The sequence below is a fragment of the Mesorhizobium sp. M4B.F.Ca.ET.017.02.2.1 genome, from assembly GCF_003998955.1.
Taxonomy (GTDB): domain Bacteria; phylum Pseudomonadota; class Alphaproteobacteria; order Rhizobiales; family Rhizobiaceae; genus Mesorhizobium; species Mesorhizobium abyssinicae.
Map to the genome: position 1 here is coordinate 1 of NZ_RZOF01000007.1, position 13,076 is coordinate 13,076.

Consider the following 13,076-nt stretch of genomic DNA (forward strand, 5'->3'; position numbering starts at 1 on the left):
ATGGCGGGGCGATCGGCATGGTCAACTTCAACGGCGACATGAACACCGGGCTGACGCTGCGCACCATCCGCATCAAGGACGGCATCGCCGAGGTGCGCGCCGGCGCCACGCTGCTCTTCGACAGCATTCCCGAGGAAGAAGAAGCCGAAACCGACTTGAAGGCATCCGCCATGCTCTCCGCCATCCGCGACGCCAAGACCGGCAATGCGGCCGGTGCCGAACGCGCCACCGCGCACGTCGGCGACGGCGTCAACATCCTGCTGGTCGACCACGAGGACTCCTTCGTCCATACGCTCGCCAACTACTTCCGCCAGACCGGCGCCAATGTCTCCACGGTGCGCACGCCGGTGCCGGAAGAGGTTTTCGAGCGGCTGAAGCCCGACCTCGTCGTGCTGTCGCCCGGACCCGGCACGCCGAAGGATTTCGACTGCGCCGCCACGATCAAGAAGGCGCGCGCCCGCGACCTGCCGATCTTCGGCGTCTGCCTCGGACTGCAGGCGCTGGCCGAGGCCTATGGCGGCGAGCTCAGGCAGTTGCACATTCCGATGCACGGCAAGCCGTCGCGCATCCGCGTCTCCAAGCCGGGCATCATCTTCTCCGGCCTGCCCAAGGAAGTGACCGTCGGCCGCTACCACTCGATCTTCGCCGATCCGGTGCGCCTGCCCGACGATTTCCTGGTCACCGCCGAGACCGAGGACGGCGTCATCATGGCCTTCGAGCACCGCAAGGAGCCGATCGCCGCCGTGCAGTTCCATCCGGAATCGATCATGACGCTTGGCCACAATGCCGGCATGCGCATCATCGAGAACATCGTTGCGCATCTGCCGCGCAAGGCCAAGGAAAAGGCAGCCTAGCAGCGATGGCCGCAACGGAAGACATGGCGGCGGCCGCGGCAAAAGCCGCAGCCAAGCGCAAGGTTGCCAGCCTTGCCTTCTGGTCGATCGTCATCGCCTTCCTGGTGATGGGGCTGAAGTTTGTCGCCTGGCAGATGACCGGCTCCGTCGCCCTCTATTCCGACGCGCTGGAATCGATCGTCAACGTCATCACGGCGACCGCCGCTCTCTGGGCCATCCGCATCAGCCACAAACCAGCCGACAGCGACCATCCTTTCGGTCATCACAAGGCCGAATATTTTTCGGCGGTGCTCGAAGGCGTGCTGATCGTCGTGGCGGCGATGCTGATCATAGCCAAGGTGTGGCAGTCGCTGCAGAACCCGGCACTGATCGAACAGCCCTGGGAGGGCTTGATGATCAACGGCGGCGCTGCTGTGGTCAATGCCGCATGGGCCTTGGTGCTGATCCGCAACGGCCGCGCCGAACGATCGCCGGCATTGGTGGCCGACGGTCAGCATATCATGACCGACGTGCTGACTTCGGTCGGCGTCATCGTCGGCCTTGTTGCCGCGGTGATGACCGGCTGGCGGATCCTCGACCCGCTGCTTGCGCTGCTCGTGGCGCTGAACATCCTCTACCAGGGCTGGAAGCTTACCGGAGAATCGCTGAGCGGCCTCATGGACCGCGCGGTGGATACGCAGGAGCATATGCGCATCCGCGACATCATCTCGGCCAATTCGAAGGGCGCGCTTGAGGTGCACGACCTCAAGACGCGCATCGCCGGCCGCGCCACCTTCATCGAATTTCACATGGTCGTCGACGCCGGTATGACGGTGGGCGACAGCCATGTCATCTGCGACCGCATCGAGGACGCGCTGAAGGCCGAAATCCCCTCGGTCCGCGTCACCATCCATGTTGAGCCGGACGATGAGGCGAAGCTGCCCAAGGGCACGACGGCGGTGCCGTTCGCTTGATCTCGAGCAAGGTCTGTTGATGCGAGAACCGGGGCGGAGCGTACTTGAAGTACGTGAGCACCGGAAGCGCAGGAAGTTGCCGTTCGCAGGCCGGCATCACCTGAAACGACAGACCTTACGGTGCGCAGGCCGACTGCGGCATTGGGTTCAGCCGATAGACCTTGTCGTCGGACTTCGTCTTGCCATCCGCCGCCTGCGAGCAGAGATCGACGATGGCGAGCGCGCTGTTGGGGTTGGCCAGCATCATCGTGCCGTTGGCGCCGCGCTTGAGGAAAATCTCCTTCTGCGAGACGTCGCAGGCAAAATCGCTCATCTTCGAGCTTGCCGCGCAGCGCCACTGGTCGGCCTCGCCCTGGCAGGAATAGGTCTGCGTGACCTTGCCCGTTTTCAGCCTGGTCGTCACCGAAACGGCGATGTCGGCACCGTCCGGCCAGTTGGCCACATCGCCGCCTGAAGCGTAGGAGGCGAGTTCGACCGGCCCGCGGAAAACCCGGATCGACTGAGTCACCTGGTCGGGGTGCGATTTCAGATGCGCGGCATCGTAGTCGCGGCCATAGCAGAAGGCCTGGTCGGGCTTCAGCCGCTCCCGCAACGGCGCCCCGAGCGCCGGATCGATCGGATCGATGCGCGCGAATTCCGCCTTGCAGGTCGCGGCCGGCATCGGGTCGAGGCGGAAATTGTCGTCCTCGCTGCCCAGCGCCTGCTTGTTGTACTGCGCCGTGCCGAGTTCCTCCTCCGCGCCGGCGTCGAGATAGACATCGGGCTGTACGTTGGAGACGATCAGCCGGCCTTTGTCGTCGACCTTGAGCGAAGCGAGCGTGCGGTCGCATTCCATGCCGCAATGGATCTGGCCGCTCTTGCCGTCCTCGGATTGACGCTTGCACCAGCCTGCTGCCCATTCCGGCTTCTTGGTGCCGCGCACCGTGGTGGTGAGAAAGCCATCATAGGCGGCGCCGCCAAACGTGCTCGGCTCCTCGTTCGGCCGGCTGACCGGATCGTGGCCATAGTAAAAGAAGATGCGCGCCACCTTCTGCTTTGGATGCGCCTTGAGGTGCGCCGCGTCGTAGACGCGTCCGAAACAGGCATCGGCGCCGTTGGGGCTGAGTTCCGTCAGCTTGGGAGTGTCGTCGGCAAGAGCCGCGCCGACAACGAACAATGCAGCGCCAAGCGCCGCGCCCACCGCTATCCTCGACGTCATGTGACCCTCCTCCCACCGACAGGACGTGACTGCGATTCATGCTAGTCTAGGAGCAGTTCCGGGAAAAGCGTGTAACGGTTTTCCATAGGGAATTGCGTAGAAACAAATGGTTAGCGAGGCCGGGGCCACGCAAGACCATAGTGCCCGGCTGGTGGAGGAAGAGCGATGCTGCGCCGAGATATTTTCCGTGCCGGTCTTGCCGGGGCCGCCGGCCTTTTCGGACTGCGCCAGGTCAAGGCGGCTACCGCGGAGGAGGAAAGGCTGAAGGTCGCCTATCACCTCAGCGACGTCGACAAGGCCAATTTCGTCCTCGGCAACATCAAGAACCACTACGAAGGCACCGGCGGCAATGTCGACATCGTGCTTGTCGTGCATGGCCCGGCCCTTGCGGCCTTTAAGACCAAGGCCGCATCCGGCGCCACGTCCGGCCGGTTTGCCGGGCTGGTCCAGCAGGGGCTGGTTCCGCAAGCCTGCGGCAACACCATGCATGGCATGGACATCACGCTTGCCGACCTGCTCGCCGGCTTCCAGGTCGCCGACAAGGGCGGCGTCGTCAAGCTCGCCGAGCTGCAGCGCCAGGGCTATGTCTATCTCAGGCCCTAGAGTCCCGGGATTACGACCGGAGGCTTGAATACCGGGGCGGCGAGGTCCTACCAAGGACGGGCGAAAATTCGGAGGATCGAAATGCCGGCGACCGCTAGCTCTGCCCTTGTCATCCCGGATCTCGCAGATAGAGCGGTGCTGGTCACCGGGGCATCGACCGGCATCGGCGCCGCCCTTGCACTGGCCTATGCGAAGCAGAAATGCCGCGTCGCTCTCCACTACAATGCGAGCCGCGAGGCCGCCGAGAGGCTCGCCGGCATCATCCGCGACCGCGGCGGCGAGGTCTTCCTCACCCGGGGTGATTTCTCGGTGTCCGCCGATGTCGAGCGTGTCGTCGAGGAGAGTGCCAGCCATTTCGGCCGCCTTGACGGGCTGGTCAACAATGCCGGCGGCATGCTCGGCCGGGTTGCCTATGCCGAGCAGACCCAGGCGCATTATGACGCGGTGATGGACCTCAACGCGCGGTCCGTGCTCACCGCCTCGCGCAAGGCGATACCCTGGCTGAAGCGCCAGGGTGGCTTCATCGTCAACACCTCCTCGATCGCCGCCCGCAATGGCGCCGGCGGCGGCGCCGGCCTCTACGGCTCGGCCAAGGCCTTCGTCTCCAACGTGACCCGCGGCATGGCCAAGGAACTGATAGGCTTCGGCATCCGCGTCAACGCCGTGGCGCCGGGCACCATCGCCACGCCCTTCCACGAACGCTATTCGACCGATGAACAGATGAAGGGCATGGTCGCCACCATTCCGCAGGGGCGCGCCGGCACCGCCGAGGATTGCGTCGGCGCCTATCTGTTCCTGTCGTCCGACCTGTTGAGCGGCTATATCACCGGCCAGGTGATCGAGGTGAACGGTGGCCAGTTGATGCCGTGAGGCGCCGACTGCATACTCTTGTCGCGCAACCGTAAGGAGACATGGGCAAATGTACGGACTGATCGGCAAGATGCGGGCGGCGCGCGGTCAGCGCGATGCGGTCATGGACGTGCTGCGCGAAAGCACCGGCGCCTTGCCCGGTTGCCTGAGCTACATCATCGCCACCGACCCCGCCGATGCCGACGCGATCTGGGTCACCGAGGTGTGGACCGACCAGGCGAGCCACAAGACGTCCTTGCAATTGCCCGAAGTCCAGGCGGCGATCGCCAAGGCGCGGCCCTTCATCGCCGGTTTTGAATTCCAGGTGGAGACCCATCCGGTCGGCGGCTTCGGCTTGCCCGCCGGCAACACCGGCTGACGCCCTGGAGCAACGCAAATCAGGACTTTTGCGCGGGAAATGGGTTCGCATTTGTCCCCGCCCGGTCTAAGAGCCGGGTATGGACTCCTCGCCGGAACAACCGCCCGTTGAACGCATGGCGCAACTCCGTCCGCCGCGGCAGTGGCTGGTGCTGCTGGCGCTCTCGCTGCTGTTCGCCGGCGCGCTGGAAGTCGCCGCCCTGCCGGCGGCGCTGCTGATCGGACCGATGCTGGCGGCGATCCTCGCCGGAACCAACGGCGCCACGGTGCGCGTGCCGCGCCCCCTGTTCGGCTCGGCGCAAGCCGTCGTCGGCTGCCTCGTCGCCGCTTCGATCTCCGCCGACATCTTCCCCGTCTTCTACAAGGAATGGCCGCTCTTCCTTGGCGCCGTGATTGCGACCGTCGCCGCCTCCAGCCTGCTTGGCTGGCTGATCAGCCGCTGGCGCATATTGCCCGGCACCACGGCAGTCTGGGGCTCGTCGCCGGGAGCGGCCACGGCCATGGTGCTGATGGCGGGCGCCTTCGGCGCCGACCAGCGGCTCGTCGCCTTCATGCAGTATCTGCGCGTCATCTTCGTCTCGATGACCGCGGCACTGATCGCCCGCATGTGGGTCGACACATCGGGCATCGAAGCCCCGGCCATCGTCTGGTTCCCGGCGATCGAATGGATGGCCTTTGCCGCGATGCTCGCTGTCGCGCTTGTCGGCGGCCTGCTCGGCCGGCTTTGCCGGCTGCCGTCGCCGTTCTTCCTCGGCACCTTCATCTTCGGCACCATCGTCCATCTCGGCTTCGGCGTGGAGATGCAATTGCCGCAATGGCTGCTCGCCGTCAGCTACGCCCTGATCGGCTGGTCGATCGGCCTGAACTTCACCCGGCCGATCCTGCGCCACGCGACCCGCGCATTGCCGCAGATCATCGGCTCGATCGTGGCGCTGATCGCCTTTTGCGGCGGCATGGCATTCGTCATCAGCCGCGTGCTCGGCATCGATCCGCTCACCGCCTATCTGGCGACCAGCCCCGGCGGCATGGACAGCGTCGCCATCATCGCCGCCGCGGCGCAGAACGTCGACATTTCCTTCGTCATGGCGCTGCAGTCGGCCCGCTTCCTCGTCGTGCTGCTCGTCGGCCCGAGCGTGGCGCGGCTGGTGGCGAGAAGCATCAAGGAATAGGGCAAAGCGCCCGAACCTGCCTGGAAAGGCCCTTGTGCCGCCGGCATCGGCAAGCTTCGCAAAACCGCGGACCGGGTCGGTGCGGTTCAATCCAGCCGCTTCATCAGGTCCTCGTCCAGCCAGCGGCCGAAGAAATAGACCAGCTGCTTGTGCCACCATGGCCAGTCATGGCTGACATCGCCGCCCCAATAGTCGACCCAGGCGGGGATGGACTTGTCGCGCAGCACCTGTTCCAGTTCGCGCGTTTCGACCAGCATGCGCTCTTCCCAGGCGCCCTGCCCGCAGCAGAAGATCAGCCTCAGCGCCCGCAGCCGGCCGAGCAGCTTCTGGTCCACGATGCCCGGCAGGTAGTCGAGCGGCGAGTTGAAGAAGATGCTGCCCTCGAGCGTCCGGCCGAAGAAATCGCGGGTCGAATAGACGCCGGACAGCGCAATGACGCCGCTGGCCAGCTCCGGAAAGCGGAAGACGAAGTTCGACGAATGATAGCCGCCCATCGAACAGCCAGAGAACAGCGGCTTCAGATTGCGCCCGCCATTGGCCTTGGCGGCAATCGACTGCAGTTCCGGCAGTGCTTCCTCGCGCACATAGCGGAAGTAGGCTTCATGACGCGCGATGCGCTGCGCAGGATCGCCATGTTTGTCGAAGAAGGATTCGGAATCGATGCCGTCGAGCGTGAACAGCTGGATGCGGCCTGTATCGATGAATTCGGCCAGCGCCCCCACCCCGCCGGAATCCTCGAACTGGTAGAAGCGCCCTTGCGAGGTCGGGAACACCACGACCGGCCGGCCGGCGTGGCCGTAGCGCTTGTACTCCATGTCGCGGCCGAGATTTTTGGCAAACCCCTTGTGGTAGGAGACGTCCATCGCTCACGCCTTTTCCGCGTGGATGTAGTCGACCGCCTGGCGCAGCGCCGTCTGGTCCTTCGAACGCATCTGGTAGGCGTAATTCCCCATGGCGCGGCTGAAAACCTCTTCGATTGCCTGGTGATGGACGATCTTGTCGCCATGGGCGGCTAGCACGTCCGCATGGCTGTGCAAATAGTCGAGGTGGCGTTTGCGGCTGGCGTAGGCGGTGAAATACTTGCCTTCGTAGGGTCCGCCGGCGGCGTCCTTGACCACCATGTCGGCCCATGCCGCATAGACGTCGACGTCGAACGTGTAGTTGATGGCATCCGTCATCCAGGCGCCCGGCGGGCGCATGTTGACCTCGAGCGCGATGACGCGCTTGTCCTTGGTCTCGAACAGCTCGATGTGGAAGAACCGCTCGCGGACGTCGAACGCCTTGAGGATTTTGCGGCCCGCCTCTTCCACCGCCGGGCTGATTTCGGGAAAGCAGGTGTAGCTCATGTGGCGGTCGCGGTTGACCACCTCCATGACGCTCTGATCGTAGCGGTGGCTGGCCGCCAGCACCACCTCGCCGTCGCGGTTGACCAGACCGTCGAACGTCACCACCAGCCCCTCGATGAATTGCTCCATGACGAAGGTCACGCCCTCCGGCTTGTCCCGGAAGAACTGGTCGAGCTCCTTCGCATTGGAGATCTTGAACGTGTTCGAGGCGCCCGAGCCGGAATCAGGCTTCACCACCACCGGATAGCCGACGCGGCGGATGAAGGTCATGGCGCCCGCCCGATCGGAGCATTTGCGCTGCGGAATGGTCTCGACGCCGCTCTTGCGGAAAAAGGCGCGCATGCGGCTCTTGCGCTTCAGGTTCTTCACGAAATCGAGCTTGGTGCCGAAGATATTGAAGTCGGTGCGGATGTTGGCTTCCAGCTCCAGCCAATGCTCGTTGAGCGACTCGAAACGGTCGATGCGCCCCCATTTGTGGATGAAATGGCCCATCGCCCGGAACACCGGCTCGTAGTCCTCCATGTCGGCGACGCGGTAATATTCCGACAGCGCCGCCTTCAGTTTTCCGCTCAGCGCCTCATAAGGCGCATCGCCGATGCCAAGCACGGTGGCGCCGGCCTTCTTCAGCCGATCGCAGAAGTCGGCGCCATTGGCCGGAAAATGCGGCGAGAAGAACACAAAATTCATGGATGGGCCTCCCCCGGCGTCGCTGCCTCGTCCGGCGAGTTTGGCGCATTTGCCGGACGTGGGGAAGAGCCTGGCCGCGCCGGCACTTGCCTCTCGAATGCTGCTCCTGTATGAGAACCGCCATGAACACGCGCGCCTCCTCTGTCGCTTCCCGTCCGACCGGCTTTGCCGGCGAGACCGTGCGCGCGCTTGCTTCCACTCTGCTTCTTCTCGGCCTTATCGGCGATCGCCGGGTTCGCTGAAGGAGCGCCCGGCGGTCGAAATCGCCGCTTACGCGCACGCTCCTTGGCCAGTTGGCAAGTCACATCAAGCGAACGAAACTTTGGTAAAGGCGCCGCTCGGCACCAATCCGTCTGAAGGCGGATCCGCGAGCCGCCGGGAGAGATGACGATGAACGCACGAGAAGACATTCAGGCTGACCATGCCGAGAAGGGCATGACGGACGCCGCCCGCAAATACCAACCCTACCCGACCGTCGGCCTCACCGATCGCACCTGGCCGTCGAAGGTCATCGACAAGGCGCCGATCTGGTGCTCGGTCGACCTGCGCGACGGCAACCAGGCGCTGATCGACCCGATGGGCCATGAGCGCAAGGCGCGCATGTTCGCGCTGCTGCTCGACATGGGCTTCAAGGAGATCGAGATCGGTTTCCCTTCGGCCTCGCAGACCGATTTCGATTTCGCGCGCTGGTGCATCGAGGAAGGCAACGTGCCGGCCGATGTCTCGCTGCAGGTGCTGGTGCAATGCCGCCCGGAGCTGATCACCCGCACCTTCGAGGCGCTGAAGGATGCCAGCAACCCGATCGTGCACTTCTACAACTCCACCAGCGAATTGCAGCGCCGCGTCGTCTTCGAAAAGGACGTTGCCGGCATCAAGCGCATCGCCACCGACGCCGCCAAGATGATCACCGACATGGCGGCAAAGGCCGGCGGCGGCTATCGCTTTGAATACTCGCCGGAGAGCTTCACCGGCACCGAGCTCGAAGTCGCGCTGGAGATCTGCAACGCGGTAACCGAGATCGTGAAGCCGACGGCTGAAAACAAGCTGATCATCAATCTGCCTTCGACGGTCGAGATGTCGACGCCCAACATCTACGCCGACCGTATCGAGTGGATGTGCCGCAATCTCGACAATCGCGAGAACCTGATCGTCTCGCTGCATCCGCACAACGACCGCGGCACCGGCATCGCCACCACCGAGCTCGGCCTGATGGCCGGCGCCGACCGCGTTGAGGGCACGCTGTTCGGCAATGGCGAGCGCACCGGCAATGTCGACATCGTCACGCTGGCGCTCAACATGTACACACAAGGCGTCGATCCTGAGCTCGATTGTTCCGACATCAACCGGATGAAGGACGTCTATGAATATTCGAACCAGCTGAAAATCCCGGAGCGCCATCCATATGTCGGCGAGCTGGTCTACACCGCCTTTTCCGGCTCGCACCAGGACGCCATCAACAAGGGCATGAAGGCGCTGAAGAAGGCCAACACGCCGCTCTGGGAAGTGCCCTATCTGCCGATCGACCCTGCCGATGTCGGCCGCACCTACGAGGCGATCATCCGCATCAACTCGCAGTCCGGCAAGGGAGGCATCGCCTATGTGCTGCAGGCCGACTACGGGCTCAATCTGCCGCGCAATCTGCAGATCGAGTTCAGCCAGGCCATCCAGGCGATCACCGACGCCGAAGGCAAGGAAGTGCCGGCCAAGCGCATCCATGAGCGCTTCCTCGATACCTATGTCGACCAGCCCCGCGCCCGGCTGAAATTCATCGACCACCAAACCTATCCCGACACCGAGGTGAAGGGCCGGCGCGTGATCGAGGCGGTGATCCTCGACAAGGGCAAAGAGGTGACCATCACCGGCACCGGCACCGGCCCGATCGATGGGTTCGTCGATGCGCTGTCGCGCCATGTCGGCGTCGAGATGTCGGTGCTCGACTATTCCGAACATTCGCTGCAGCGCGGCTCGAATGCCTCCGCCATCTCCTATGTCGAGATGGAGCACCCCGGCGGCAAGCTGTTCGGCGCCGGCATCAACACCAACATCGTCGCCGCTTCGCTGGAGGCTGTGGTCTCGGCCGCCAACCGCATCGTCGGCCGCAAGGCGGGCTGATCAATGCCTACCCGGAGCGTCGCACGTCCGCGGCGCTCCGCACGCATTGCGATACCGGCCCCGTTAACCATGGGCAATTATCCGGTGGCTTACGCGATAGCATAATACAAGTATGCTTGTGCGGCAGTCCCATCACTATATGATCGCGCCCTAACCTGTGCCGACTTCGAGAGGTTCGACACTTGCAGCATGCCACGCCTGCCGCCCCCGCAGTGCGCGAGACACTTGAGCGACTGCTTGCCAGCGAAACATTCGGACGCTCGGAGCGTGCCCGAAAGCTGCTGCGCTATCTGGTCGAGCGCGAGCAGGCCGGCGAAGGCGACCGGCTCAAGGGCTTCTCCATCGCCATGGATGTTTTCGGCAGGGACGGCGACTTCGACCCGTCGACCGATGCCGTGGTGCGCGTGCAGGCGGGCAGGCTGCGCGAGCTTCTGCAGCACTATTTCGCCAATGAAGGCATTGCCGAACCGGTGCGTATCGCCATCCCGCGCGGCGGCTATGTTCCCTCCTATGAGCTGAATGCCATTCGCCTGCCGGACGAACAAAGGCAGGCGGAGAGCGCCGCTTCGGCCATCGTCGCGCCGGGATTGCCCGAAGAACCCGGCCTTGCTCAGGCGCCGCTGATGTCGCCGCCTGCGGCTTCCGCGCCTGCTCCTTCGCTCACACGCCACCTGCGCTTTTTCTGGGGCGCGTTCGCCCTCGTCATCGCCATGCTGGGCGTGCTCATCCTTCGCCAGGGTGGCGATGCCTTGCTCGGCGGCGCGGATACCGCCTCGACGGTCGAGACGACGGCGACCAGCAGCGTCGCTTCGCCGCCGGCGGAGAACCTGCCTTTGATCTACATCGCCGTGAAGGCGGGCAGTCCGGAAGCTGCACGCGTCGCCGCTTCGCTGCGCTCCGGCCTTGCCGGTTTCGACACCATAGACTTCATTGGACGCGACGCCGACGGCACCCACGATCCGGCCGCCGACGCCACCAGCTTCGTATTCGACATCGTGCCTGGACCCACGCCGAGCGACGTAACGATCGAGCTGCAGAACGTCGCTACCGGCAGGGTGCTTCTGTCGCGCAACCTGACGGCCGAGGACAATGCGCCAGACGCCGTCGAGGACAGCGTCGCCAACATACTGACCTCGACCATTCCGGCCTCCGGGCCGATCTACGGCTATATCGATCAAGGCGGTCTCGGCACCGGCCTGACGCAATGCCTGGTGCTCAACGACAGATACTATCTCGATCAAAGCGCCACGACGCATGAGGCCGCCTACCGTTGCCTCGAGGATCTGGCCCGCCAGGGTGCACGATCGTCACTCGTCTATTCAGAGCTTGCCTCCCTGCATCTCGAGGCCGTCACCGATCACTACGCCTACCCCTCCGGCGCCACGATCGAGCAGGCGATGTCGTTTGCCCATCGCGCCGTGCAGATCGGGCCGACCAGCCCCTATGCGCATCGCGCCTATGGCTATCTCAATTCGCGCCTCGGCAATACGGATGAAGCGATACGCTGGATGCGCAAGGCCCACGAGCTGAACCCTTACGATCTCGGCATGGCCGCGGCCTACGGCTACGGCCTGGTCTTCGCCGGCAGGTACAGCGAAGGTACCCCTATCATGGCGCACGCCGTCGAGACCTTCAGCGGCCATCCGACATGGTGGGACTACGGACTTTTTGTCGGAGCATTCATGCTGGGCGATACGAGGCAAGCTGCCATCGCCAGTGAATCGTTGCGCACGACCGCAACCAAGTCGCATTATCTGGCCGCGCGCCTGATCGGCGCCAAGCTTGCCGGCCGCGACCAGTTGGCCGGCCAGTTGGTCGACGAACTCGTCGCCAAATTCCCGAAATTCGCCGCCGATCCGCGCGCGACCTTCGTCGACCGGAAATACCCCGCCGATCTCACCGACAGGTTGGTCCAAGCTTTGCATGCAGCAGGCCTTGGTAACCCCAGCTAAATTGTACTAGACTGGCGCGACTGATCGCAGAAAATTTACTGGCTGTTGCTCTGGACAAAGAGCAATCGAGCCACAATTTGACTACGGGCGCCCGTTCGGTCGCTTGGGCTTGGGCAAACTCATATTTTCATGGATTCTTCCGTTTATGCCGCCGAACGGGGCGCCGGCTCGAAGGTTGTCGTTTTCCTGCACGGCTTTGGCGGGTGCCATGATGTCTGGCGCCGGGTGATCTCGACGCTGTCTCCCGGTCTGCGGACGCTTGCCTACGACCTGCCCGGCCACGGCCATTCGCTCGGTGTCCCAGGCACATCGGCGCGCTCCGCTGCCAAGGCCATTCTCGCCGACCTGGCGACACGCGGAAGGAAGAAAGTGCATCTCGTCGGCCATTCGATGGGCGGCGCGGTCGCGACCCTGATGGCGTTGAGCGAGCCCGAAAGGGTAGCCTCGCTGACGCTTCTGGCGCCGGGTGGATTTGGCACGGAGATCAACGGGCCGCTGTTGCGCCGCTATGCGGCTGCCGCCGGCAGAAACGAGGTCCGTACCTGTTTGGCCGCCATGTCCGGACCAGGGGAACTGCCCCCGGAAGACATTGTGGATACGCTTGCCGAGATGCGCGAACGCCCCGGTCAGGTGCAGAAGCTTGTCGAGATCGCCGCCGTGATGACCAAGGACGATCGGCAAGGCGCCATTCCGCGCGAACAGTTGGGCACGCTCGCCATGCCGGTGATGGTGGTCTGGGGCACGGACGACGCCATGCTGCCGGTTGCCCAGGCTGACGACTTGCCGGAGCATTTTCACCTGCATCATGTGCTGGAAGCCGGCCATATGCTGGTCGAGGAAGCATCCGATCTGGTCGCTTCCGCCGTGCGTCGCAACACAAGTCGGCGCCCCAGGCGCTCGGCCATGGCGTAAGGGCGGCAAGGCTGAACCGCCATCTCGGCAGTGCATTTTGCCGGCGACTGTGTTAACCCGCTG

12 protein-coding genes are annotated in these 13,076 nt (G+C 64.1%); 9 read left to right on the forward strand and 3 right to left on the reverse strand.

Annotated features, from left to right (window positions below):
- On the forward strand, window positions 1-854 hold an 854-nt coding region (locus tag EN738_RS02030), incomplete at its 5' end, for a gamma-glutamyl-gamma-aminobutyrate hydrolase family protein (protein ID WP_189605712.1).
- 5 nt (window positions 855-859) lie between these two features.
- The gene (locus EN738_RS02035) at window positions 860-1,807 is read left to right on the forward strand and encodes a cation diffusion facilitator family transporter (RefSeq protein WP_127282246.1); all 948 of its coding nucleotides are present in this window, start codon (window positions 860-862) and stop codon (window positions 1,805-1,807) included.
- A gap of 115 nt (window positions 1,808-1,922) precedes the next feature.
- Here the strand turns inward: EN738_RS02035 and EN738_RS02040 are convergent, their stop codons facing one another.
- Window positions 1,923-3,005 carry a hypothetical protein gene (locus EN738_RS02040; protein ID WP_127282247.1) on the reverse strand — a complete coding sequence of 361 codons (1,083 nt, stop codon included), beginning with the start codon at window positions 3,003-3,005 and terminating at the stop codon, window positions 1,923-1,925.
- 165 nt (window positions 3,006-3,170) lie between these two features.
- Between EN738_RS02040 and EN738_RS02045 the strand changes: the two genes are divergently transcribed.
- The 4 genes from EN738_RS02045 to EN738_RS02060 all read left to right on the forward strand — a co-directional run bounded on the left by EN738_RS02045 (window position 3,171) and on the right by EN738_RS02060 (window position 6,004).
- The gene (locus EN738_RS02045) at window positions 3,171-3,608 is read left to right on the forward strand and encodes a DsrE family protein (protein ID WP_127282248.1); all 438 of its coding nucleotides are present in this window, start codon (window positions 3,171-3,173) and stop codon (window positions 3,606-3,608) included.
- Window positions 3,609-3,689: 81 nt separating this feature from the next.
- Window positions 3,690-4,478, forward strand: a complete 789-nt coding sequence (locus EN738_RS02050) for an SDR family oxidoreductase (protein ID WP_127282249.1) — start codon at window positions 3,690-3,692, stop codon at window positions 4,476-4,478.
- 49 nt (window positions 4,479-4,527) lie between these two features.
- Complete coding sequence (locus EN738_RS02055; RefSeq protein WP_127282250.1) at window positions 4,528-4,836, forward strand: putative quinol monooxygenase; 309 nt, start codon at window positions 4,528-4,530, stop codon at window positions 4,834-4,836.
- Between the two features lie 79 nt (window positions 4,837-4,915).
- On the forward strand, window positions 4,916-6,004 hold the full coding sequence (locus tag EN738_RS02060; RefSeq protein ID WP_127282251.1) for an AbrB family transcriptional regulator: 1,089 nt from the start codon (window positions 4,916-4,918) through the stop codon (window positions 6,002-6,004).
- 86 nt (window positions 6,005-6,090) lie between these two features.
- On the opposite strand, the gene EN738_RS02065 is transcribed toward EN738_RS02060, so the two are convergent.
- Window positions 6,091-6,867, reverse strand: coding sequence for an alpha/beta hydrolase-fold protein (locus tag EN738_RS02065; protein WP_127282252.1), 777 nt, complete (start codon window positions 6,865-6,867; stop codon window positions 6,091-6,093).
- 3 nt (window positions 6,868-6,870) lie between these two features.
- A complete protein-coding gene (locus EN738_RS02070; protein WP_127282253.1) occupies window positions 6,871-8,037 on the reverse strand; it encodes an ATP-grasp domain-containing protein in 1,167 nt (388 codons plus the stop codon).
- Between the two features lie 390 nt (window positions 8,038-8,427).
- On the opposite strand from EN738_RS02070, the gene leuA reads away from it, so the two are divergent.
- The 3 genes from leuA to EN738_RS02090 all read left to right on the forward strand — a co-directional run bounded on the left by leuA (window position 8,428) and on the right by EN738_RS02090 (window position 13,013).
- Window positions 8,428-10,149 carry a 2-isopropylmalate synthase gene (gene leuA, locus EN738_RS02080; protein ID WP_127282254.1) on the forward strand — a complete coding sequence of 574 codons (1,722 nt, stop codon included), beginning with the start codon at window positions 8,428-8,430 and terminating at the stop codon, window positions 10,147-10,149.
- Between the two features lie 182 nt (window positions 10,150-10,331).
- Complete coding sequence (locus EN738_RS02085; protein ID WP_127282255.1) at window positions 10,332-12,101, forward strand: hypothetical protein; 1,770 nt, start codon at window positions 10,332-10,334, stop codon at window positions 12,099-12,101.
- Window positions 12,102-12,230: 129 nt separating this feature from the next.
- Window positions 12,231-13,013 carry an alpha/beta fold hydrolase gene (locus EN738_RS02090; protein WP_127282256.1) on the forward strand — a complete coding sequence of 261 codons (783 nt, stop codon included), beginning with the start codon at window positions 12,231-12,233 and terminating at the stop codon, window positions 13,011-13,013.
- Window positions 13,014-13,076: the final 63 nt, after the last annotated feature.

Bases quoted from the DNA above. Each gene is read 5' to 3' on its own strand.
- EN738_RS02035 (WP_127282246.1), top strand. From the start codon at position 860: ATGGCCGCAACGGAAGACATGGCGGCGGCCGCGGCAAAAGCCGCAGCC.
- EN738_RS02040 (WP_127282247.1), bottom strand. From the start codon at position 3,005: ATGACGTCGAGGATAGCGGTGGGCGCGGCGCTTGGCGCTGCATTGTTC.
- EN738_RS02045 (WP_127282248.1), top strand. From the start codon at position 3,171: ATGCTGCGCCGAGATATTTTCCGTGCCGGTCTTGCCGGGGCCGCCGGC.
- EN738_RS02050 (WP_127282249.1), top strand. From the start codon at position 3,690: ATGCCGGCGACCGCTAGCTCTGCCCTTGTCATCCCGGATCTCGCAGAT.
- EN738_RS02055 (WP_127282250.1), top strand. From the start codon at position 4,528: ATGTACGGACTGATCGGCAAGATGCGGGCGGCGCGCGGTCAGCGCGAT.
- EN738_RS02060 (WP_127282251.1), top strand. From the start codon at position 4,916: ATGGACTCCTCGCCGGAACAACCGCCCGTTGAACGCATGGCGCAACTC.
- EN738_RS02065 (WP_127282252.1), bottom strand. From the start codon at position 6,867: ATGGACGTCTCCTACCACAAGGGGTTTGCCAAAAATCTCGGCCGCGAC.
- EN738_RS02070 (WP_127282253.1), bottom strand. From the start codon at position 8,037: ATGAATTTTGTGTTCTTCTCGCCGCATTTTCCGGCCAATGGCGCCGAC.
- leuA (WP_127282254.1), top strand. From the start codon at position 8,428: ATGAACGCACGAGAAGACATTCAGGCTGACCATGCCGAGAAGGGCATG.
- EN738_RS02090 (WP_127282256.1), top strand. From the start codon at position 12,231: ATGGATTCTTCCGTTTATGCCGCCGAACGGGGCGCCGGCTCGAAGGTT.